General features: G+C 64.6%; 19 protein-coding genes. 13 read left to right on the top strand and 6 right to left on the bottom strand.

From position 1 onward, the window contains the following. Positions 1-98 precede the first annotated feature (98 nt). On the top strand, positions 99-650 hold the full coding sequence (locus tag EBB56_RS03915; RefSeq protein WP_260425279.1) for an NUDIX hydrolase: 552 nt from the start codon (positions 99-101) through the stop codon (positions 648-650). Between the two features lie 84 nt (positions 651-734). Then, positions 735-1,220, top strand: a complete 486-nt coding sequence (locus tag EBB56_RS03910) for a glutathione peroxidase (RefSeq protein ID WP_045990894.1) — start codon at positions 735-737, stop codon at positions 1,218-1,220. Between the two features lie 12 nt (positions 1,221-1,232). Here the strand turns inward: EBB56_RS03910 and EBB56_RS03905 are convergent, their stop codons facing one another. Further along, positions 1,233-1,622: a hypothetical protein gene (locus EBB56_RS03905; protein ID WP_108131267.1), complete on the bottom strand. Its 390-nt coding sequence runs from the start codon at positions 1,620-1,622 to the stop codon at positions 1,233-1,235. Between the two features lie 256 nt (positions 1,623-1,878). Here EBB56_RS03905 and fabV point away from each other — a divergent pair, with 256 nt between their 5' ends. From fabV to EBB56_RS03875, 6 genes are all read left to right on the top strand, one after another. Next, positions 1,879-3,075 (top strand): enoyl-ACP reductase FabV, encoded by a 1,197-nt coding sequence (fabV, locus tag EBB56_RS03900; RefSeq protein ID WP_045990896.1) that lies wholly within the window; start codon positions 1,879-1,881, stop codon positions 3,073-3,075. A 181-nt stretch (positions 3,076-3,256) separates the two neighbouring features. Next, on the top strand, positions 3,257-4,234 hold the full coding sequence (locus EBB56_RS03895) for a GlxA family transcriptional regulator (RefSeq protein ID WP_181248576.1): 978 nt from the start codon (positions 3,257-3,259) through the stop codon (positions 4,232-4,234). A 776-nt stretch (positions 4,235-5,010) separates the two neighbouring features. Then, positions 5,011-5,523 (top strand): DUF417 family protein, encoded by a 513-nt coding sequence (locus EBB56_RS03890; protein WP_045990897.1) that lies wholly within the window; start codon positions 5,011-5,013, stop codon positions 5,521-5,523. A gap of 442 nt (positions 5,524-5,965) precedes the next feature. Beyond that, entirely contained in the window at positions 5,966-6,187 is a 222-nt protein-coding gene (locus EBB56_RS03885) for a hypothetical protein (RefSeq protein WP_124802863.1), read from the top strand. 722 nt (positions 6,188-6,909) lie between these two features. Then, positions 6,910-7,134, top strand: coding sequence for a hypothetical protein (locus EBB56_RS03880; protein WP_124802861.1), 225 nt, complete (start codon positions 6,910-6,912; stop codon positions 7,132-7,134). A gap of 496 nt (positions 7,135-7,630) precedes the next feature. Continuing rightward, on the top strand, positions 7,631-8,125 hold the full coding sequence (locus EBB56_RS03875; RefSeq protein WP_124802859.1) for a cysteine hydrolase family protein: 495 nt from the start codon (positions 7,631-7,633) through the stop codon (positions 8,123-8,125). A 91-nt stretch (positions 8,126-8,216) separates the two neighbouring features. On the opposite strand, the gene EBB56_RS03870 is transcribed toward EBB56_RS03875, so the two are convergent. Continuing rightward, on the bottom strand, positions 8,217-8,903 hold the full coding sequence (locus EBB56_RS03870; protein WP_124802857.1) for a class I SAM-dependent methyltransferase: 687 nt from the start codon (positions 8,901-8,903) through the stop codon (positions 8,217-8,219). Between the two features lie 266 nt (positions 8,904-9,169). Between EBB56_RS03870 and EBB56_RS03865 the strand changes: the two genes are divergently transcribed. Genes EBB56_RS03865 through astB form a run of 5 tightly spaced genes read left to right on the top strand, consistent with a single transcriptional unit; the run spans position 9,170 to position 15,366 of the window. After that, a complete protein-coding gene (locus tag EBB56_RS03865) occupies positions 9,170-10,384 on the top strand; it encodes an aspartate aminotransferase family protein (protein ID WP_108448006.1) in 1,215 nt (404 codons plus the stop codon). 38 nt (positions 10,385-10,422) lie between these two features. Further along, a complete protein-coding gene (locus EBB56_RS03860; protein ID WP_108131271.1) occupies positions 10,423-11,493 on the top strand; it encodes an arginine N-succinyltransferase in 1,071 nt (356 codons plus the stop codon). Continuing rightward, positions 11,493-12,536: an arginine N-succinyltransferase gene (astA, locus tag EBB56_RS03855; protein WP_045990904.1), complete on the top strand. Its 1,044-nt coding sequence runs from the start codon at positions 11,493-11,495 to the stop codon at positions 12,534-12,536. The genes EBB56_RS03860 and astA overlap by 1 nt, the downstream gene beginning before the upstream one ends. Continuing rightward, entirely contained in the window at positions 12,536-14,005 is a 1,470-nt protein-coding gene (astD, locus tag EBB56_RS03850; protein ID WP_124802855.1) for a succinylglutamate-semialdehyde dehydrogenase, read from the top strand. The genes astA and astD overlap by 1 nt, the downstream gene beginning before the upstream one ends. 5 nt (positions 14,006-14,010) lie before the next feature. Then, on the top strand, positions 14,011-15,366 hold the full coding sequence (gene astB, locus EBB56_RS03845; protein WP_108131607.1) for an N-succinylarginine dihydrolase: 1,356 nt from the start codon (positions 14,011-14,013) through the stop codon (positions 15,364-15,366). A 77-nt stretch (positions 15,367-15,443) separates the two neighbouring features. Here the strand turns inward: astB and EBB56_RS03840 are convergent, their stop codons facing one another. From EBB56_RS03840 to wecB, 4 genes are read right to left on the bottom strand one after another with little or no spacing between them, the layout of a single operon-like run. After that, positions 15,444-16,367 carry a DUF4434 domain-containing protein gene (locus EBB56_RS03840; protein WP_221621133.1) on the bottom strand — a complete coding sequence of 308 codons (924 nt, stop codon included), beginning with the start codon at positions 16,365-16,367 and terminating at the stop codon, positions 15,444-15,446. 44 nt (positions 16,368-16,411) lie between these two features. After that, entirely contained in the window at positions 16,412-19,561 is a 3,150-nt protein-coding gene (locus EBB56_RS03835; protein WP_124802853.1) for an NfrA family protein, read from the bottom strand. After that, complete coding sequence (locus EBB56_RS03830; protein WP_221621132.1) at positions 19,558-21,750, bottom strand: glycosyl transferase family protein; 2,193 nt, start codon at positions 21,748-21,750, stop codon at positions 19,558-19,560. Before EBB56_RS03830 ends, EBB56_RS03835 begins: the two co-directional genes overlap by 4 nt. Then, positions 21,743-22,888: a non-hydrolyzing UDP-N-acetylglucosamine 2-epimerase gene (gene wecB, locus EBB56_RS03825; protein WP_311767523.1), complete on the bottom strand. Its 1,146-nt coding sequence runs from the start codon at positions 22,886-22,888 to the stop codon at positions 21,743-21,745. Before wecB ends, EBB56_RS03830 begins: the two co-directional genes overlap by 8 nt. Positions 22,889-23,075 lie beyond the last annotated feature (187 nt).

The raw sequence follows: 23,075 nt of genomic DNA, 5'->3' as shown, positions 1-23,075 counted from the left end.
GACGCAACGGGACGGGATGGGTAGTCTTGGGGCTTTCTCGGTGGAGCCCTTCGATGTGCCCTGTTTCCTCTTTCGACTCGGCTCCCACGGCCTCTGGCGTGACGAATGCTGGCGAGGCGTCCCCTGACAGCCAGCGTGAGGCGCCCGCAGCGGTGATCGCCCGGGAGCGTGTGCAGGTGGTGGATGCCCGCAATCGTCCCTGTGGCAGCGCCTGGCGCGCAGAAATGCGCCGCTATCGGTTCTGGCACCGCGCCACCTACATCGTGGTACGCAATCGCCGTGGTGAACTATGTGTGCAGCATCGAACGCTGACCAAGGAAGCCTTTCCCGGCGGACTGGACCTGGCGGCGGGAGGCGTGGTCGGCGCCGGGGAGGCGGTCCACGTCTCGGCACGTCGTGAGCTGGCCGAGGAGCTCGGTATCCGCGCAGTAGCGCTGCGCCATTGCCTGGAGTTTCGCTACGATGAGGACGGGTATCGCATCTTTGGCAGCGTCTACTGCGTAGAGTGGGACGGCCCCTTGTCGCTGCAGGCCGAGGAGGTCACCAGTGTGGCCTGGATGTCACCGCGTCGAGCCCTCGAGCTCGCCGGCGTGACGCCGGATACGCGGCTGGCCCTCGAGTTGCTGCTCGAGCGCGAGGGGGACAATTGAATGCCGCTTTGCCGCCAGGGCGTTGCGACTGGCGCAATGACGTCTGGCATGTCATCGTGAAGACAGTAAGCGCGAGTTCATCCCATGACCCTGCATGATGTCGAGTGCCGCACCCATAGCGGCGAGCCCTTCAACCTCCGCGCCCTGCGTGGCCAGGTGCTGCTCGTGGTGAACGTGGCGAGCAAGTGCGGCTTCACCCCTCAGCTGGCGGAGCTGGAGGCGCTCTATCGTGAACACCGCGAGCGCGGCTTCACCGTGCTCGGGTTCCCCTGCAACCAGTTCGCACGGCAGTCGCCGGAGTCCGCCGAGCAGTTCTGCGCTTTCGGTGAGCGTGAGTTCGGTGTCACCTTTCCCTTGATGGAAAAGGTCGAGGTCAATGGCGCCAAGGCCCATCCGCTGTTCAAACGCCTGAAGGCCGAAGCCCCAGGATGGATGGGGACGCGCGCCATCAAGTGGAACTTCACCAAGTTTCTGGTCGCCCGAGATGGCCGTGTGCTCAAGCGCTATGGGCCTCGCGATGGGGGCGACGCCATGATGCTGGACCTCGAGCGGGCACTGGACGAATCCTGACCTCTCTCCCGCTCAGCGTATGTCTCCTCCGCGCGCCACCACCAGCCGTTCCACCAGTTCGTTGTAGCGATGGCGCACCATCATGGTGGTCAGGCCCGAGAACAGCGCCCAGAACTTGCGTCGCCAGCCCTTGAGGCGAAGGTTGTGGGCGACTAGACGGCGCATCAATTGGTGGTCATCGAACTTGCGCCACTCACCGGCGACCGACATCTGCTGACGCGACAATACCGGCGCCAGCTCGATCCGAAAGACCCATTCCAGGTCCTTGAGGGCGATGCCGTCGCGCTCGATCACCTCGACCATCCGCGCATAGTCGGACTCTCTGGGCTCGCGTTCGAGCCACATGGGCGCCAGGGCAAGCCACAGCTCGCCGCGTTCATCGACCAGGGTCTGTGCATCCATCGGGCGGTCTCCTCAAGCGGTGGGCAGCATCCTGCCCGACCCCGTGCCGGTGGGCAAGAGAGCGACGCGATCGCCAGCAGAGCCGGACAGGGCCCTGGTGTGTTCAGGCGCAATGCGCGGCAAGGAAAAGCGCGGGAAGTCAGGGGCATGTGCACAAAGGCGGACAGGGCGGCGCTGTGCCGCTAGAATATCGCGACCACGCTCTACACATTGGATGGCTCTCCCTCGGGAGCCGCGAGTAACGAAGAGGTCTGTCGTGATCATCAAGCCCAAGGTACGCGGATTCATCTGCACCACCACCCATCCCGTCGGTTGCGAGAAGAACGTCCTCGAGCAGATCGAGGCGACCCGTGCGCGCGGCCTCGATGCATCCAAAGGGCCCAAGAAGGTGCTGGTCATCGGCGCCTCCAGTGGCTACGGTCTGGCCGCGCGCGTCACCGCGGCCTTCGGCTACGGCGCCGATACCCTGGGGGTGTTCTTCGAGAAGCCGGGCAGCGAGAAGAAGCCGGGCACGGCGGGCTGGTACAACTCTGCCGCCTTCGACAAGTTCGCCAAGCAAGAAGGGCTCTACAGCAAGTCCATCAATGGCGATGCCTTCTCCCACGAGGCGCGTGACAAGGCGATCGAGCTGATCAAGGCCGACATGGGCCAGATCGATCTGGTGGTCTACTCGCTGGCTTCCCCGGTGCGCAAGCTGCCCGATTCCGGCGAGCTCAAGCGCTCTTGCCTGAAGCCCATCGGCGAGACCTATCGTGCTACCGCCATCGATACCAACAAGGACACCATCATCGAAGCCCAGGTGGAGCCGGCGACCGAGCAGGAGATCGCCGACACCATCGACGTCATGGGTGGTCAGGATTGGGAACTGTGGATGGAGGCGCTGTCCGAGGCCGGCGTGCTGGCACCCGGCGCTCGCAGTGTGGCGTTCAGCTACATCGGTACCGAGATCACCTGGCCGATCTACTGGCACGGCGCCCTTGGCAAGGCCAAGGAAGACCTGGACCGGGCAGCCTCCGCCATCGATGACTCGCTCAAGCAGAGCGGTGGCGGCGCCAACGTGGCGGTGCTGAAGTCCGTGGTGACCCAGGCCAGTGCGGCGATTCCGGTCATGCCGCTGTACATCGCCATGGTGTACCGCGTGATGAAGGAGCAGGGTCTGCACGAAGGCACCATCGATCAGCTCAATCGTCTGTTCGGCGAGCGCCTCTACGGCGGCGAGGCGACCACCGATGACGTCGGGCGCCTGCGCCTGGACGACTGGGAGTTGCGTGACGATGTCCAGCAGGCGTGCAAGGACCTGTGGCCCCAGGTGACCAGCGACAACCTGTTCGACATCACCGACTACGCCGGCTACAAGCACGAATTCCTGAAGCTGTTTGGCTTTGAGCGCGATGACGTCGACTACGACGCCGACGTCGATCCTGTCGCCGAGTTCGACGTGGTGCAGCTGTAAACCAGAGGACTGCCGTTCGGCGATGAAGGAGGCCGCGACCGAGAGGTCGCGGCCTCCTTCGATGTGAAGCCAGCTGCCGTGGGTGTCGACCTGGTGTAGCCCATGCGCAACGGACATGGGCGCTGAATCTCGCAGATCAGTGGCGTAATATATGCCTCGCGCACACTCCTCGAGACCCCCCATGCCACACACCGTCAGCACAACACGTTCGCCGGATTTGCTTCGACAGGTCGGGGTCGTGGTCATGCCGGGGTTTTCGCTGCTGGCGCACGCCTGTGCCACCGAACCGCTGCACGTGGCCAACTTGCTGCACGGGCGAACCCTGTATCGATTGACCAGCTACGCCAGTGGCGGCGACGCGGTTACCAGCGCCTCCCAGCAGACGGTGTTGCCACGCGCCGCGCTGGGGGAGGCGGAGTCGCAACCCGACATGGTGCTGGTGTGTGGTCCGGCCAAGCTGCCGGGGGGCATTCCTGATGACCTGGCCGCCTGGCTCAGGCGTTTGGCGGCGTCCGGGGTGGTGCTTGGCGGTATCGGCGGTGGCACCGAAGCCCTGGCCCGGCTGGGCCTGCTGGATGGCTACCAGGCAACGCTACCCTGGCAGCGTTTCGAGGCCTTCGCGGCGGCCCATCCCAGGGTGCGCCTGTCACAGCAGCTGTTCGAGATCGACCGCGACCGGATCACCTGCGGTGGGGGGACCGCCGCCATGGACATGATGATCACCCTGGTGGAAAGCCACCACGGCTCAGGCCTTGCCACTCGTATCTCCGAGTATTTCGTGATGGAGCGCATCCGCATGGGGGACGAGCCCCAGCAGATCCCCCTGCGTTCTCGCCTGGCCCATGCGCCGGACAGCCTGGTCGAGGCGGTCCAGCTGATGGAAGCCAACATCGAGGAGCCGCTGTCCACCCATGAACTCGCCGAGCATCTGGGAATCTCTCGCCGTCAGCTGGAGCGGCTGTTCAAGAAGTACCTGAAGTCGGTGCCGAGCCGCTATTATCTGGACCTGCGCCTGCAGAAGGCCCGTCGAATGTTGCGCGACACCGACCAGCCCGCGGGCGAGATCGCCCTGCAGACCGGCTTTTCTTCTGCCGCCCACTTTTCCACGGCCTATCGCAACCACTTCGGCATGACCCCGAGAGAAGAGCGACTGGGCTGACGCTCGAGGCTTTCTGTATCCGGTACGTCTTCAGGCCTTGATGAGCGACGCTTGTCGGAATGGTCTGGTCCTGAGGGTAACGGCTGCTGTCTTCACCGTGCTTCTCCCCTCCGTCGCGTTTCAGCTTCTCGCTCCGACCCTCTCGCTTCGCCCCTGCTCACTCCCGCATTTCTAGCCTCGCCTCCACTCGTTCCGTCTGCACGCGCTCCACTCGCCTCTGCGCTCTACATCATCTCCAGCACGACTCCTCTCGCTCATCTTTCGCTCCTTTCTCGCTCCTTTCTCCCCGGCTTCTGTCGTCCTATCGTTTCGCCTCTTGCTATCTCTACCGTTCACTGCCCGATGTGCCTACCCGCTAACAATTGGCGTATTTCCTTCTTTTGCGTCGCCGAGTGCATAGACCGGCACAGCATTGGCACGTAAGGAATCTCCAATAAATGCTACATAGATACCGTAACTCCTGGAGCCGTTACGGCTTGTCCGCTGGCTGAGGTCAGGCAACGGCCAAGCAAATGGCTCTGCTTTCGTCCCGGGAATGTCGATGGGCGTGTCGATAGCGGCCCGGGACGAAAAAAAATGAAGAAGGCGTGTAAGAAAGTCGCAGGTAACACCTACCAACCACCATGAACAACAGACGAGTTGCTCGGAAGCCTGCCGCTATTGAGGTCGGAATTCTGTGCATATTCGAACGAAGCGTGAATGAAACGGTAGCAGAAAAGTGGAAGCGTCAAGATGCCATCCACGCAAACTAAAAAAGTGAAGACGGAGAGTTAGACATGAACCACACCACCATTTCTCGACTGGGTTTCTATGTGGCCCTGTATGGCGTCGTCGCCATTCTTTTCTGGATCGGCTTTTTCAAGTATCACCCCGATGAAGCTGCAGCGATCCAGGGCATTGTGGCCAGTTCGCCACTGATGGCCTGGCTCTATGATGTCGCCAGTGTCAATCAGGTATCGGCCGCGATCGGAACCGCCGAGATTATCGTCGGCCTGCTGGTAGCCGCCTATCCCATCTCGAAAAAAGCCGGCCTGGTGGGTGGCGCCTTGGCAAGCGTGATTTTTCTGACAACGACCAGCTTCCTGTTGACCACGCCGGGTGTGCTGCACGTCAGCAGCCTGTCCGGTGACACGCTGGCGTTCCCGTCCCTGTTCGGAGGCTTCCTGGCCAAGGATCTGGTACTGCTCGGCGCATCGCTGGTGATCACCGGCTCAGCCTGGCAGGCGGTGAGTGCAGAGCGCAGTGCACAGCATGCTCAGGACGACGCTCTGGTTGCTGATGCTGCATAGAAATGAAAGGGCTTTTCGGTCTCGGGAATGTGGCTTTCCCGGGCTGGAAAGCCCGCTCCGCGCCTGGTCCCTTTGTGAAGGGGCGCTGGTGGAGGACATGGCTACCAAGGTGTGTGGGCGCAAGAGTCCGTGTCGGCGCACCTTTCCAATCAAGAAGTTTGGGTGAATTAAATCAGCAGCTTAAACGAATATTGTGCCTGAATGATTAGATGGACATATTTGCAATTGCCAATATGAGGGATGCCGATTAGATTTGATGTTGCCGGGTAACAAAACGTTACGACGAGAGTCGGAAAGACGGAAAGTGGTTAGACCGAAGGTAGAAGTAGAGGGCAGAGTGTCGGCGCGTCCAGGAAGATGATCCCAAGGGATGCTCGATAACGCACAAAATATCAGAACGATTCAACGTCGAAACACTATCGACGACTCCAAGGAGAGTGACATGAAAACCAAAATGATCTTTGCCGCAGTAATGGCCTCCATGTTTGCCGCTGGCAGTGTCTATGCCATGGACTCCGACACCCTGCAAAAGCGCATGCAGGAAATCGAAGAGCGCAGCACCGAAGTCTCTGAAGAGCAGAAGGTCGAGGCCCTGGAGCAGGAAGTGGCTGAGCTCAAGGACCTGCTGCAAATGACCGTAGAGAGCCTGGAAGAGTCCCAGTAACACAAGCTGGAGAAAGACACGCTAGAACGCTGACGTAAAGGGTGCTCGCGCTGCAACTCGAGAGGATCGCCCTGGCAGCGCATGAACCAGCCAAAAGGACATGCAAGCGTGAAGGGAAACGTCGGTAAGGCGATAGAAAAGGTGTGCTCATCTTGATGACTCCCTTATCTATAGCGGCAGGGACGCCGTCTTGCCTTGCGGGTTTGAAGCACTCTTTGGGTTGGTTGTGACAAGACGGTGGGCATCAATACGCTGGCGGTTTCCGCTGGGTAGATGCCGCCAGCCAAAAGCGCTAGTGGTCAAACCAATGTTCGGACTGTGCAAGTCTGGTCATGCAGAGCAAGCGTCGGTTGCGTGCTGAAATGGTGCCCTTTAGATTGATCTTGTCGATTTGTGAACAGTGTTTTTCGAACGGATATCGATGCCTGTTCGCCGACAGGTGGACGTTCATGGACCGAGCGCCTCAAGGACTTGAGTCGAAGGATTGGCTCACTGGCCGCAGGGACGCGGTCTTGCAGAGCGATTGAAGCGTGACATTGGATGTCCGGCGGAAGAGCTCGGGAGTGGTCGTCGAAGCGCCTACCTGTCGGTGGCCGTGACGCACCTTGGCTTTCACTAACGTTGGTTGATTCCCGCTTCCTGCCACCACCCGGCAGTGCCATCCAGGGGCGGCGGTCAGGACAGGTGGTCGAAGGATGTTCGACGAAAACGAGGAGAGAGACATGAAAACCAAGATGTTGGCAACTGCAGCGCTGGTCTCGATGATGGCCGTCGGCTCAGCCTTCGCGATGGATTCCGATACCTTGCAGAAAAACATGCAGCGGATCCAGGAGAATGCCGAAAGCGCAGAGCGCCAGGCCAAGATTGCAGCCCTCGAGCAGGAGGTTGCAGAGCTGAAGGAACTGTTGCGCGAGACCATCGCGGCGTTCCAGGAAGCGAATATGTAAGTCGTCAGCAAAGACGGCAGCAGTGTTGTCGCGTCTCGCGACCGCTACGTGAAAGGCTCACTCAGGTGAGCCTTTTTAGCGCTTGAAGGATGCTGCGTTCGAATGCTCCTGCGTTCATGACACGCTCAACCGTGGCTACGCTGCTGCGGTCTGCTGGTATCCAGCGCTCGTCCATTGATGGGGGAAAGGTCAGGGCAGGGCAGCGGATACCGATTCCTATGCTGATGCCGATAGACGGAATCCTCGACAGTCACGTCATGTCCGAATCTGCCCCCTTCAGGGCCGGCCCTGTACTGCGCATCGCTGCTGCGGGGCACTAGGCGCTGTCCGAAAAGTCGACGAGCGAAGGTTAGACAAGGCAAAAATCGGTGAGAAAGCGCAGTTTACGGGGTGTAAATGAGCATGTTGATCCGATTTTTAACGCCGTATTACCGAGCGCAGGCACTTTTCAGACAAGCCCTAGTCTGCAATCTCCCCCCTTTGCTGGAGATTGGCCATGACCAAAGCACTTCTCGTCATCGATGTTCAGGCCTCGTTTCTCGCGCGCCCCTACTGGGATGCCACTCGACTCGGTGATTGGCCGGAAGCTCAGCGCTCCTTGATCGACCTGGCACGCGAGGCAGGCATGTTGATGGTGCGAATCATCCATACGGAGCCGGGAAGCCAGGGCGCCTTTGATCCCGACAATGGATTGACCCGAGCCATGGAGGGCTTCGAAGACCCCGCTGATGTGACCTTTTACAAGACCGCCCACAACGCCTTCACCGATACAGGGCTGGACCGCTGGCTACGCGGTCGAGGGGTGTCTCGGCTATGGATCAGCGGTATTCGCACCGAGCAGTGCTGCGAGACCACCACCAGGGTGGCCTCCGATCTGGGATACGCCGTGGACTTCGTCAGTGAAGCGACCCTGACCTTTGCCATGCAGCGGGGAGCGCGAACCTTCAGCGCCAGCGACATCCGCGAGACATCGCCGAGCGGGTGGGGGTGAGCGACGAACGCCAGTTGCGCCGGCTGTGGAAGCGCTTTGAAGCCGACACGCCTGCCCGGTGGCGCCGCCAGCATCGCCAGTGGACGCAGGCTCAGCCGGACTGATGTTCAGTAGGCCCAGGTTCTGCTGGTCGCGGTTTCGCTGGTCGAGGCTCGGCGTGGTCGGCCTTGGCGGCGATCAACGCACGAAACAACGAGCCCATCATCACCGGAGTGTCCTGTTCGATGATGAAGCCTGCCTGGTCCAGCAATGGCCGGGCCTGGCGAGTGATATCGGTGGCGATGGCGGATGTCAGCAGATTGAGTCCCCTGCGCGCCAGTCCCGAGGGCCGCTCGTCGCTCTGGAACTTGTCCATCACGCATAGCTGGCCGTCGCCTTTGAGGACGCGATGGGCCTCGGCGAGCCCCTTTGCCGGATCCGGCATCACCGCCAGGATCAGGTGCATCACCACCACATCGAAGCTGTTGTCGGCGTAGTCCAGCCGCTCGGCGTCCATGGTTCTGGCCTCGACGTCGATGCCAAGCCGACAGGCGCGATCCTTGAGACGCTTGACCATCGCCGGGCACAGGTCGCTGGCGTGGATCTCCAGGTCTCGCGGTAGCCACGGCAGGTCAAGGCCGGTGCCGGCCCCCACCAGCAGTACCTTCATCCCCGACTGCCAGCACACCTGATTCAGAGCGCGCCGCCGCGCCCTGGCAAAGGTACGCTGGGCCACCGTGTCGTAGACGGGGGCATAAAGCGAATAGCGCCAGCGGTTCCAGACGGTGGTGTTGAGCATGGCGGAGCCCCTGGAGGTGGTAGTGATCGGGTCAGGTCCTGCGGGAGTCTTCAGCCTAGACGAAGCCTGGGTAGGCGTCATGACGATGGTGCAAGGGCAGGGCGCAAGGACAGAGCTTTGTGAAAAAGCGGGTCCCATTGCTGAAAGCCGTGGAGCGAGGGCGTCCCTATACTCGAAGCATCGATCCATTTCATGCTTTGCAGTAGCGCGCAAACTGCGCGCTCCCGTCCGACGACGGGCAACGCCAACCACAGCGGAGATCCCCGATGAGCCATACCCCGAGCCGTGCCGACTTCGACCAGTACATGGTGCCCAACTACGCTCCTCAGAAGGTCATCCCGGTGCGCGGCGAAGGCAGCCGTCTGTGGGATCAGGAAGGCCGCGAGTACATCGACTTCGCCGGCGGCATCGCGGTGAACTCGCTGGGTCACTGCCACCCGGTGCTGGTCGAGGCCCTCAAGGCCCAGGCCGACAAGCTGTGGCACCTGTCCAACGTCTACACCAACGAGCCGGCACTGGAGCTGGCCCGGGAGCTGACCGAGCGTACCTTCGCCGACAAGGTCTATCTGTGCTCTTCCGGTGGCGAGGCCAACGAGGCCGCACTGAAGCTGGCGCGTCGCTGGGCCCATGACAAGCACGGGGCCCACAAGGACAAGATCATTTCCTTCCGTCAGTCCTTCCATGGTCGCACCCTGTTCACCGTCAGCGTGGGTGGCCAGCCCAAGTACTCCCAGGGCTTCGGGCCGGTGCCCGGAGGCGTGCTCCACGCCGAGTTCAACAACCTGGACAGCGTGCGCGAACTGGTCGGCGACGACACCTGCGCCATCATGGTCGAGCCGATGCAGGGCGAGGGCGGCATCGTGCCGGCCACGCCCGAGTTCCTCCAGGGCCTGCGTGACCTGTGCGACGAGCACGACGCCCTGCTGGTGTTCGACGAGGTGCAGACCGGCGTGGGCCGCTCCGGCTCGCTGTACGCCTACATGGACTACGGCATCACCCCGGACATCCTGACCAGTGCCAAGAGCCTGGGCGGTGGTTTCCCGGTGGGCGCCATGTTGACCACCGATCGCGTCGCCCCGGTGCTGGTGCTGGGCACCCACGGCTCTACCTACGGCGGCAACGCCCTGGCCTCGGCGGTGGCATTGGCGGCGATTCGTCATATCGACACGCCGGAAGTGCTCGGTGGCGTCGCCAAGCGTCACGACCTGTTCCGCGAGCACCTGGAAGCGATCAACCGCAAGCACGGCGTGTTCAAGGAAATTCGTGGCATGGGACTGCTGATCGGTGCCGAGATGGCCCCCGAGTATGAAGGTCGCGCCAAGGACATCCTGCCGCTGGCCATCGAGGAAGGTCTGATGGCGCTGATCGCCGGCCCCAACGTGCTGCGCATGGCGCCGTCGCTGGTGATTCCCGAGGCCGACATCGTCGAGGGACTCGAGCGTCTCGAACGCGCCATCGCACGGATGGTCAGCGCGTCGTGAAAGGTGCCGATCAACATGAGCTGACGGGAGGGCATCCGATGCTGGCCGTTCGCCCTGTGCGGCTAGGTGACCTGCCGGCGCTGGAGCGCCTGGCGGGTTCCGCCCAGCCACGTTTGACCAACCTGCCGGCCCACCGTGATCGCCTGGAAGAGCGCATCGCGCGCTCCCAGCGGGCGTTTGCCAGTGAGGCCGAGGTGCCCGGCGACGAGCACTACACCTTCGTGCTCGAGGATCGCGAGCGGGGTGAGGTGGTCGGTACGGCGACCATCCGCGCCCTGGCCGGGGCCAACGAGGCGTATTACACCTATCGCCAGGAAACCCTGATCCACGCCTCGCAGCAGCTCAATGTTCGCCGTGAGGTGCCGACCCTGGCGCTGTCCCATGAGGTCTCGGACGCCAGCCTGCTGTGCGCGCTGTCGCTGGATCCGCGGTACAAGGGCACCAGCGCCGAGAGCCTGCTGCGCCGCGCCCGGCTGATGTTCATCGCCCAGTACCCCGAGCGCTTCGCCGAGGTGCTGGCGATGGCCTTCCCGGGGTATCTGGACGACGACGGCGAGTCGCCGTTCTGGAACAGTGTCGGTCGCCACTTCTTCGTGCGCGACTACCACGAGATCAACTACATCGCAGGCGTGCGCTCGAAGAGCTTCATTGCCGAGGTGATGCCGCAGTTTCCGCTGTACCTGGCGCTGCTGACGCCCAAGGCGCGCGCGGCCATCGGGCGCGAGCACCCGGCCCACGAGGCGGCGCTGGAAGAGATGCTGGCCGAGGGCTTCCTGCGCTCGCGCCACGTCGACCTGTTCGACGCAGGCCCGGTGATCAAGGGCGATCGCATGCGGCTTGAGTCCTTCCGTCGCGCCGCCTGGCACCCGGTACGCATCCGCCCCGAGCACGCTCTACCCGACGCCGAGCCTGCGATGGTCGCCAACCAGCGCCTGGACGGCTTCTGCTGCACGGTGGCGCGCTACGCGCTGTCGCCCACCGGCCAGCTGATGCTGTCGCCGGCCCACGCCGAACTGCTGGGCGTGGAAGAAGGGCGTGCGGTGCTGGCGGCGCCGCTGGGGTTGAGCGATGACGGGCTCGACCCGGGCTACGACGAGGGAGAGCTGTAATGCGCATGCGACCGATCATGGAAGGGGACCTGGACGAACTCCAGGCGCTGGCCCGGGAGACCGGCGTCGGCTTCACCTCCCTTCCCGACAACCGCGAGTTTCTGGCGGACAAGATCGCCTCCGCCACGAGCGCGTTCAACGAGCAGACCCCGGTGGACCAGCGTCTCTACTTCTTCGTGCTGGAGGACGAGGAGAGCGGGCATCTGGCCGGCTGCTGCGCCATCGAAGGGCAGGTCGGGCGTGAAGTTCCGTTCTATCACTACCGCGTGGGCACCCTGGCGCACTCGTCCAAGCAGCTCGACCTGCATCGCACCGTCGATACGCTGTTTCTGAGCTCGGATCACACCGGCGACGCCGAGGTCGCCTCGCTGTTCCTGCGCCCGGAGTTCCGGGGTGCCGATCGCCGCCATCAGCGCAACGGCGCGCTGCTGTCGATGATGCGTTGGCTGTTCATGGCCGAGTTTCGCGATCGTTTTCCCGAGAAGGTGCTGGCCGAGATGCGCGGACGCTTCGACGAGAACGGACGCAGCGCCTTCTGGGACTGCCTGGGGGCCAACTTCTTCCCCATGGACTTCAACGAGGCGGATCGGCTGACCGGCCTTGGCCAGAAGAGCTTTATCGGCGAGCTGATGCCCAAGTTCCCGATCTATACGCCGTTTCTCTCGGAGCAGGCGCGTGCCTGCATCGGTCAGGTCCACGAGCACACCCGCCCGGCCCTGGCCATGCTCAAGAAGCAGGGGCTGCGCTGGGAAGGCTATATCGACATCTTCGACGGCGGTCCCACGGTCGAGGCCTACATCGACGACGTCAAGGGCGTGCGCTTGTCGCGACACGTGCGTGTCGAGGTCGACCCCAACGCCGACAGCGCCGAGCGGCCCCAGTGGCTGGCGGCGACCACCCGCATGGCCGACTTCCGTGCCGCCTGGGTCGGGCGTGGTCCCGACGCCGACGGCGTGCTGGTGCTCAATGACAACGAGGCGCGCAGGCTGGAGGTCGCCTCCGGCGACACCCTGCGCGTGCTGAATTCCGACGAGGAGGCGTGATGCAACCCACACAACAATTGCTTATCGATGGACAGTGGATGTCCGGCGACGCCGAGGCCTTCACCAAGCTCGACCCGATCACCGGCGCCGAGCTGTGGCAGGGCAAGGCCGCCAGAGCCGAGCAGGTCGCCCAGGCCGTTGCCAGCGCACGCAAGGCTTTTCCCGACTGGGCATTGACCTCGCTTGAGCAGCGTGAAGCCCTGGTCGAGCGCTTCCGTGGCGTGCTTGAAAGCCACCGCGAGGACCTGGCGGCCAGCATCGCCCACGAGACCGGCAAGCCGCTGTGGGAAGCACGCACCGAGGTCGGCGCCATGATCGGCAAGGTGGCGCTGTCCATCCGTGCCCGCGAGGAACGTACCGGCGAGCGCGAGCGTGACCTGGGCGACGCCCGAGCGGTACTGCGCCATCGCCCCCATGGCGTGATGGCGGTATTCGGCCCCTACAACTTCCCCGGCCATCTGCCCAACGGGCATATCGTGCCGGCGCTGCTGGCCGGCAATACCGTGGTGTTCAAGCCCAGCGAGCAGACCCCGCTGACCGCCGACCTGACCCTGCAGTGCTGGCTCGAGGCCGGCTTGCCGGCGGGCGTCATCAACCTGGTCCAGGGCGCGGCACAGGTCGGCCAGGCGCTGTCCGCCGATGCCGGTATCGATGGCCTCCTGTTCACCGGCAGCGCCAAGGTCGGTGGCCTTCTGCACAAGCAGTTCGCCGGCCAGATGGGCAAGGTGCTGGCGCTGGAGCTCGGCGGCAACAACCCGCTGGTGGTCAAGGACGTGCCGGACGAGGACGCCGCGGTGCTGACCATCCTGCAGTCGGCCTTTCTGTCCGGGGGCCAGCGTTGCACCTGCGCCCGCCGCCTGATCGTGCCCGAGGGCGAGGCCGGTGATCGCCTGATCGACGCCCTGAGCGGTGCCATCGAGCGCCTGCGCGTGGCCGAGCCCTTTGCCGAGGAGGCGCCGTTCTACGGTGGTCTGGTCAGCGTCGAGGCGGCCGAAGGGCTGCTCGCCGCTCAGGCAGACCTGGAGGCTCGCGGTGGCAAGGTGCTGTCGCGCATGCGCCAGGTCGAGCCGGGCACCAGCCTGCTGACACCGGGACTCGTCGACGTGACCGGGGTCGAGGTGCCGGACGAGGAACACTTCGGGCCGCTGCTCAAGGTCTACCGCTACCAGAGCTGGGACGACGCCATCGCACTCGCCAATGACACCCGCTATGGCCTGTCCGCCGGGCTGATCGGTGGGGAGCGGGCCGATTGGGACGACTTCCTGCTGCGCATCCGCGCCGGTATCGTCAACTGGAACCGCCAGACCACCGGCGCCTCCGGCGACGCGCCCTTCGGCGGCGTCGGCGACAGCGGCAACCATCGCCCCAGTGCGTATTACGCTGCTGACTACTGCGCCTACCCGGTCGCCTCGGTGGAGAGCGAAGCCCTGAATCTGCCTGAAAAGCTGCCGCCGGGGGTGAGCCTGTGAGCGATATGAGCCAGCGGGACGTGGTCGAGGTCAACTTCGACGGCCTGGTGGGGCCGACCCACAACTACTCGGGGCTGGCCCACGGCAACGTGGCGTCGATGTCCCACGGTGGCCTGGTGTCCAACCCCCGCGAGGCGGCGCTGCAGGGCCTGGCCAAGATGAAGGCGCTGAAGGACGCGGGCTACGTGCAGGGCGTGCTGCCGCCGCAGCAGCGCCCTGACCTGGGGGCGCTGCGCTCGCTGGGCTTTGCCGGCGACAACGGTCAGGTGCTGGCCCAGGCCGCCAGCCAGGCGCCGCAACTGCTGCGCGCGGTGTGCTCCGCTTCCAGCATGTGGACGGCCAACGCCGGCACCGTAACGCCGAGCCTGGATGCCGCTGACGGTCGAGTGCACTTCACCCCGGCCAACCTGCAGTCGAGCTTCCACCGCTTTCTGGAGCCGGAGACCACCGGTCGGGTGCTGGCGGCGATCTTCGCCGATCCCGCCCACTTCGCCCATCACCCGGTGCTGCCGGCGACGCCGGCGTTCTCCGATGAAGGCGCGGCCAACCACACCCGGCTGTGCGGCGAGCACGGCGAGCCAGGGGTGCACCTGTTCGTCTACGGGCGTCAGGCCTTCGGTGGTGACGGCGTCGAGCCGCGTCGCTTTCCGGCCCGCCAGACCCTGGAGGCCAGCCAGGCCATCGCCCGTCAGCACGGACTTGGCGAGCATCAGGTGGTCTACGCCCAGCAACATCCCGACGCCATCGATGCCGGGGTCTTCCACAATGACGTCATCGCTGTGGGCAACGGTTCGGTGCTGCTCTACCACGAGCTGGCCTTCCGTGACGAAGAGGCCACCCTCGATGCACTGCGCGAGAAGATGTCGACGCCGCTGATTCCGGTGCGGGTACCGCTTGAGGCGGTCAGCCTCGAGGATGCGGTGGCCTCCTACCTGTTCAACTCCCAGCTTCTGTCCAATGACGACGGCAGCATGACCCTGGTGGTGCCGGGGGAGTGTCAGGAGCGTGAGGCGGTGTGGCGGTGCATCCAGGATCACCTGCTGGCCGGCAACAACCCGATCGGCGAGGTGGTGGTCAAGGACGTCAAGCAGAGCATGCGCAACGGAGGTGGTCCGGCCTGCCTGAGGCTCAGGGTGGTGCTGAGCCAGGCCGAGCGCGAGGCGCTGTCCGGCCGGGTGCTGCTCGACGACGCCCTCTACGCCGACCTGGTCGCCTGGGTCGAGCGTCACTACCGCGAACGTCTGGCACCGGAAGACCTGGCCGATCCCAGGCTCGCCGAGGAGACATTGGCGGCGCTGGACGAGCTGACGTCCCTCCTCGCGCTGGGCCCTGTGTACCCCTTCCAGGGAGCTGGCAACTGAGCCGCGATGGGCTCAAATGATCACGCGTATCCTGGTTGCTGTTTGTCGATTCGACCCCACCCCCCCGGTGGGGTTTTTTATTGAGCGAGAGCGCCAGGTGGGCCTTGGCGTAGCGCCTCTGCCCAGGGCATGTAGCGCAGCGAAAAGACCGCGTCCGGATGGCAGTCGCTGCCGCGCTGACGGGGGCGTGCGGGCATTGCCTGGAAGTCGGATTCGGTCGCGCTGGTGCGGGCGAAGGCTTCGCGGACGACGCCGATGCGACAGCTCAGGGCGTCGCGGTAGCCCTGGCGCATGGGCGGATCCAGGTTGCGGGCGCCTTCGTCGTCCTGCCACCACACCTGCCAGCCGCTTTCGGTGATGTCCTCGGCCCAGGCCGCGTAGACCCCTGGCGTCACGAAGCCTCCGCTGAACATGCTCAGGTGCAGCGGGCCCGTCAGTTGTTGGCTGGCGCTGGCCAACTGGCGCGTCAGTTCCTGGCGTACGCCGGGTTCACGAAACAGCCAGTCATCGAGTTCTTCCGGCAGGTACCAGCCCACCGGCGTCAGTGGCCATTGGCGCTGGATCTGCTGCTGTCGCGCGTGGGCCTTGGCCAACTGCTGGTACCAGTAGTGACGGAAGCGGGCGTTGTCGGGGAGGGTTTCGTAGTACTCGGGGTCCTGATAGAGACCGATAATCAGCTCGAGTCCCTGGCGTTCGGCGTCGACCAGGGCGCTGGACAGCCAGCCATCGGCGCCGCCGAAGGTCTCTTCGCCGTACTGGGTCCACTGCACGATCAAGGTGTCGACGCCGTTCTCACGGGTACGCCGCCACAGCGTCTGCCACTGCTGTCCGCTGAGCGAGGCGTCGCGATTCTGAGGCTGGTAGAACAGGGTTTCGCTACGGTAGGCCTCGGCGGCTCTTGTCAGGAGGCTGTCGTCGGCGGCGGCGACCGTCCCCACGGGCATGGCAAGGACCACCGTCAGGGTCAGTGGCGCGACAATGCCAGCGAATGGGACTGGCACCGCGGTGCCTTTGAGGTGTCCGGCCACAAGAATGCTTGAGTTCATCACAGGCTCAGCTCCAGATGGATCATCCAGCCGTCGCGTTCCTGGTAGAGGTTGCCCCCCAGGGATTGCTGGTACTCGGTGGAGACGCTCAGCTTGCGGCGAAAGGCGTTGTAGTGATCCTCGTCGTACCACAGCTCCCAGCGCAGTCCAGCGGCGAGGCGTACATCCTCGTCCCAGCCGGTGGTGTCGTGGCTGGTGGCCTGGAGACTGGCGTAGGGCATCAGCGTCTGGGCCGAACGGGTCGGCAGCTTGAAGGTGCGGCCCTGACGGTAGCGGCCGAACAGCTGTACATCGCCACGTTGGGTCCACCAGGCGGCGTCGAGATAGAGCGAGCGCTCATTCCACTGCTCCTGGCTCGCGCGCCATTCGCTGCTGTAATCGCCCTGATCCAGAAAGGAGCCGGTGGCCCTCAGCAGCAGATTGTAGTCGGTGTGCTCGTCATCGTTTTTCTGGGACTCGGCGAACATCTCGGCGTACAGGTTCAGGTTGTGACGGGCCAACGGCTTGGCCCGCAGTCCCAGGCCCAGGGAGCGTCCTCGCCCGTAGTCGTCACGATCATCGCCGCCGATGATGGCCCTCATGTAGCCGGCCAGCTCCCGTCCCTGGTGGATCGGGTCGTGGCCAAGCGCGTGGTCCCATTGAACCACCTGGGTGTTGATATCGTGGCCGCTATCTTCGTCGTTATCGTGGTTCGATGGGTCACTGCGTATCCCCGGCGTCGGGCTGGTTGGCGACCAGCTGCTGGTCAGCGTGATCCGGTCGCGCCGCGTCAGAGTCTCGTGGGCCCTTCGCAGCCGGTAGCGGCGCTCGGCCATGGCCTCGAGGCTGTCCTCGCCCACCGCCAGGTCGAAGGGCTGCAGGTCGATGGCGTCCTCGATGCGCGTCATGGAGCGGGCGTTGTCGCCAATGCTGCTGTAGAGGTTCCCCAGGGTGGCGGCGCTGACGTAATCCTCGGGATAGGCCTGGCGGGCGCGCTCGAGCAGCGCAATGGCCTCTGACCGAGCACCTGCTTCCTCCGTTGCAGCGAGCGTCAGTCCCAGCTCCCGGGCAAGCCTTGGCGAGCCCGGCGAGGCCGCCTGGGCCTGGGTCAGCCAGCGGCGTGCGAGGGTCGGGTCTCCGGCCTGGCGGGCCACTTGGCTCGCGCCTTCCAGGATGGCGGCGTCGGTCTTGGGCTTTCCGCCGGCGGCTGCCACTGCGCCTCTGGCCAGTGCCACGGCGCCGGCGTCGTCGTGGCGGGCCAAGGCGATGCGTGCGCCGAGCAGCCTCGCCTCAGGACTATCGCTATCCTCGGGCCACCAGCGCCAGGCGCCCTCGGTGTCGCCACTTGCCAGGGCACTGCGCGCGCCGGCCAGGCGGTCTGTCTGGTCGAGTTTGCCGTCGCTGGCGCCGTCGCGTTCGAACGCTCGCCACTGACGCCAGGCGGCGTCGGGGTCGCCGGCGGCAAACAGCGCGAACGCCAGGCGTTTGCGGGCCTGGATCTCTGGCTGCGTCATTGCAGCCGTCACCGCGCCAGCTTCTGGCTGGCGCGGGGTGAGCTGTGTCAGCGCCCTCTGAAAATAGGCGGCGGCCTGGGCGGGCCTGTCTTGCGAGCAGATCCCGAGGGCCACCCAGGGTGGCGTGCTGGCGTCGGCCACGCTGCGAACGACAGGGCAACGATCGTGGCGCGCAAGCTGCTCGAGCAGGTTGTTGCGCTCGGTATCGGCCAGTCGGAGCTGGCGTGCCAGCGCTTCCAGCGTTGAATCGGTGACGCCGGCATTGTCGTCGGCGTAAAGCTGGGCCAGTCGCGCCAGTGAGGTCGCCGATAGCCGCTCGGGGGCAAGCTTGAAGGCTTGCTCCAGCAGTCGCCGGGCCGCCTGGGGCCGCTGTGATGCCAGATACAGATAGCTTGCCTGCTCAAGCGAGCCGGAATCGCCGGTCAGATGATAGTGCTGCTGCCATAGCTCGGCGGCCTCGGGGCGTCCCAGCCGCTGGGTCACCTCGGCGCGCTCGCGCAGGATCGCCGGCGTCTGTGGCTGACGTGTCAGCAGGCGCAGCGCCTTGTCATCCAGCCCGTCGGCGCGATAGCGATCCAGCAGCACCCGATCGCGTCGCTGGTGCCAGGCCTCCGGCAGTTCCGTGGTTTCCAGCAGTTCGAGGGCATCGAGACGATCGGCGAGTATCAGCCAGCTTTGCGGATCTTCCTTTGCGTCGCACTCGGTGAAGGTGCTCAAGGCCTCGGGGTCGCCATGATCGCTGAGCCAGCTCACCAGCGTCAGGCAATCCATGTCCTGGCGGCTGGCCATCTGGCGGACCCTGTCGGTGTCGCCCACTGCCAGCGAGGTCTGCAGCAGCTTGCGGGTGTCGCTGGCGTCCAGCTGATCCGACTGCTCCAGGGTGGCCAGCCAGCGCTGGGCGATCCCGGAGTAGCCCAGGGCGATGGCGCGATCGGCGCCTGCGCGCAGCACGAAATGTCGGACGTCGCCCTCGGGAAGCCTGGCGATCAAGGCATTGATGCCGCGTGCATCATCGGTCTGAATCATGGCGATCGACAGGCGTCGCCAGTCGTCGTCGTTCAGCGCATCTTCCATGGCGTGGGGCACCAGCGCATCGATCACGCCGTTCCAGTCCTGGATCTGCTCGGCCAGGGCGGCACGGTAGCGGTCCCGTGCCAGGGCGTCCTGCCGGGCGGGCACCGTAGCAAGCCATTCCAGTGCTGCCCGGGCGCCGCGGGTTGCGCGCAAATAGTTGGCCTGGGCGCTCCACAGGGCCTCCCGGGCGCTGCCCGACGTTTCGCTGAGCCATAGCGTCAACTCGCCCTCGCTGGCGTGGCCGTCGGCGATCCAGGCCTGGCGCAGGGCATTGATCTGGACCGCCGCCACGTTGGCGTCCAGCGCCCCCAGCGCCGCCATGGCGCCATCCAGATTGCCCTGCTTCGCCAGTGCCTGGGCCAGCAGGCGATAGGCCTCGACGTTCTCGGGCACCTGGCTGATCAGGTGCTCCATCAGCTGCTGGACTTGCGCCCAGTCGCGCTGTTCTGCTGCCCGGTAGGCCTTGTCGAGATAAGGGTAGCTGTGAAACTCCTCGAACTGGTTCAGCCCCAAGGCCGGTGGCTGAGCCAGCAGCTGAGCCAGCGACACGGCGATCAGCAGCGACATCGCCCTGGCCTTCATACCGCCACATCCTCGAGACTGCGGGCCGCCTGTCGGCGGTGGTCCGCCTGGAGCGCGAGTGCTCGCTCAAGGTCGTTCGATTCGATCATCCCGCGTGCGACAAGGAAGTCGCCCAGACGACCCTGTTCAGGATCGAAGTCGATCATCGCCTGACCGAACAGGGCGGGTGTGATAAGCCCTTGCTCCAGCAACAGTTCTCCGAGCAGGTACTGGTGAGCGCAGTAACCATCGAGGCGTGCGGCGTCGGCGTCTGCATCCAGTTCAAGCAGCCGGTCCCGGTCGACGTCGCCAAGCTCTCCCAGGTACCAGTGGCGCAGGCCAAGGGTGACGCGACCGAGCGGGACCAGACGCTGCTCGACAGGACGCTTGATGCGCCGGCCAATGGCGCCGATGGCGACCGGACTCAAGGCGGTCTCGGTGGCGATGATCAGGCTGTCGCCGCTCTCGCCGATGGGCAGCGTGGCGTAGCGCAGGGCGACATGCCGGGGCAGGGCGTCGATCAGCGCGGGCGACAGCACCAGCGGATGGATCTCGACGCTGGCGATGCCCCGCCGCCTGGCATCCAGCCTGGCCAGCGTCGCCCCGGACACCAGGTCTCGTGCAATCAGCTCTCTGGGTAGCCGACGTGCTCCGACGTCAACACCTATGCGTTCGATATCGCTTGCGGTGACAACGCCATCCTCGATCAACAGGGCTTCGAGAGAGACTTGCACGGCGTCGTCGAGCTGGGGGAAGTCGTGGGTGGTCTTGTCCCAGGCGAAGGTGCGGTGACGCGCCCGGGTGAAGAACAGCTTCCAGGCCCGTACGTTAGCCAGAAAGTTGACCAGATTGCTCCACAGCATGCGTGGAAAGGACAGCAGGCCCTGACGCCAGCCGTAGTAGATCTTGACGAAGTAGAAGCGCTGGAAGGCCCTGTTGACCAGCAACAGGCCATTGATGGTGAGCAGGGTCTCCAGCAGCCAGCCACCGAGGATCGACTGGAAGTGCCAGGCCTGTGGCGACAGCACGGCGTACAGCCAAAGCCCTGCCAATATCAGCATCAGCAGGGTAGCGACCAGCGCCAGGGGGTAGGCCACCAGGCCACGACGGTCGCGCCACAGAAAGTAGTTGAGACGCCAGTTGGTGCGGCTCCAGCCCAGATGCTGATAACCCTGGAAGACGATACCGGTGATCCAGCGGGACTTCTGCCGGACCACCGCGCCCAGCGCCGTGGGGAAGTGCTCGCGCACACAGATCACCTTGCTGTCACGAATCGACAGGCCGTGGGCCTGTTCGCGCCGAGGCGACAGCTCGTCGCGCTCGACGCTGTAGCGCACGAAGACACAGGACAGTCCGCTTTCGTGCAGGCGAAAGCCGATATCGTAGTCTTCGGTCAAACTCCAGATGTCGAAGGTGATGCCGTCATTGAGCTCTCTCAAGTGGGCCAGCGCACGACGACTGAAGCAGGTGCCGACCCCGGCGCTGGGCACCTGGCCGCACATGGCCTCGCGAATCAGCACGTCCTTGCCGTGGTACTCGGAGAACTCGTCGATGTAGTGGCCGCCGGAGAGCTGATACCAGCGTGGTCGGAAGGGGTAGACCGGGACCTGGATCAGGTCCTTGTCCGGCAGCAGATAGTTGTAGAGCCTAAGCTCCATCGGCGAAATGACGTCTTCGGCGTCATGCAGGATGCAGCCGGCAAACTCGATCCCGGCGGCCTTCTCGAAGCGCGCGATGGCCTCGATGATGTTGTTCAGGCAGTCGGCCTTGCTGGTCGGGCCGGGGCGTACCGTGACCACCTTGTGCACGTTGCTGAAGCTCTGGCAGACCGCGTCGACCTCGGCCTGGGTCTCGGGGTCGTTGGGGTAGGTGCCGACGAAGATCTGATAATTCTCGTAGTCCATGGTACTGGCCATCAGCTGGGCCATCTGGCCGACCACGCCGACTTCCTGCCAGGCCGGCACCATGACCGCCAGCGGTTTCTCCCGGGCCTGATAGAGACGCTCCTCGTTGGCCCTGGGGTTATCGCGATAGATCGACCAGTAGCGCCAGCTACGCCGGGTCCAGTAGATCAGGTCGAGAAACAAATCATCGATGCCCATGGCCAGCATCAGCAGGCACAGCGTTATGGCGACGTACTTCAGGGCGTACAGCACATGGATGGTGGCGTCGACCAGCCACAGTGACAGCTCGGGGGATAACTCAGGCATCGCCGGCCTCGAGTGTCTCGACGGCGCGGACAAGCCAATCGTTGAGGTCTTCGATGATTTGCCTGGCGGCGTCGCCGCTACCGTAGGGATTGGGGATCGCGGCCATGCGCCGGCGCGCCTTTTCATCGTCGAGCAGGCGCGCCGAGGCGGCCACGATGGCGTCGCTGTCACTGCCGGTGAGGATGACGGTACCGGCGCTCAGGGCATCGCATCGCTCGGTGTGCTCGCGCATCACCAGCACCGGCACACCGAGGGCGGGAGCCTCCTCCTGGATGCCGCCGGAGTCGGTGAGGATCAGACAGGCGCGGCCCATCAGCCAGACGAAGTCACGGTAGTCCTGGGGGGGCACCAGCAGCACGTTGGGGATGCCCGCCAGGGCGTGTTCGACGACGTCCTTGATCGCCGGGTTGAGATGGACCGGGTAGACCAGGTCGACGTCCGGGTAGCGAGCGGCGAGTGCGGCGATGGCGGTGCAGATGGTACGGATGCCATCGCCGTGGTTTTCCCTGCGGTGGCCGGTGATCAGCACCAGCCTGGCGTCGTCGCGCAGCGCGGCAAGCGGTGAGGGGGCTGCCGGGCGATAGCCTTGGCGGTCGAGGCGTTCTTTCATCCAGGCCAGGGCGTCGATGACGGTATTGCCGGTCACCAGGATGGAATCCGGCGCCACCTGCTCACGCAGCAGATTGTGACGCGCCGACGCGGTGGGGGCGTAGTGGCGCTGGGCGATACGCGCCACCATGCTGCGGTACGCCTCCTCCGGCCAGGGCGACGCGATATTGCCGGTGCGTAGCCCGGCTTCCACGTGAGCCACCGGGACCCGCCGGTGGAAGGCCGCGAGGCTCGCGGCAAAGCAGGTAGCGGTATCACCATGGACCATCACCAGGTCGGGGGCCACCCGTGACATGTCCTGGTCGAGTGCCTGGATCATGGCCTGCATCAGACCGTTGAGGGTCTGCGCTGGTCTCATCACCGCCAGATTGCTGTCCGGCGTGAGGTCGAACAGCGACAGTGCCTGGAACAGCATCTCGTCGTGCTGGCCGCTGGCACACAGATGCAGTGACAGTGCCGGGCATGCCTGTATGGCCTGGGCGACCGGGGCCATCTTGATCGCCTCGGGACGGGTTCCAACAACGAGCATGACGACAGGCATGAGACGTCCCATGGGAGCGGAGTAAAGTATTCTTTGATTATCTCAGCATACTTCGGTGCGAACTGGGCGCCATCGCAGTGATCTAGGTCAACAAAAGGATATTTTTTGCCGAAAGCGGCGAGAGGGCGACACCTCGTAAGGGAGAGGCGGAGCGACTCTTGGGAGAGAGGGCGGC

It is taken from the genome of Halomonas sp. YLB-10 (assembly GCF_003856855.1).
Taxonomy (GTDB): Bacteria; Pseudomonadota; Gammaproteobacteria; order Pseudomonadales; family Halomonadaceae; genus Halomonas; species Halomonas litopenaei.
Note: the sequence above shows the minus strand (reverse complement) of the source record. Positions and strands in the feature narration are given on the sequence as shown.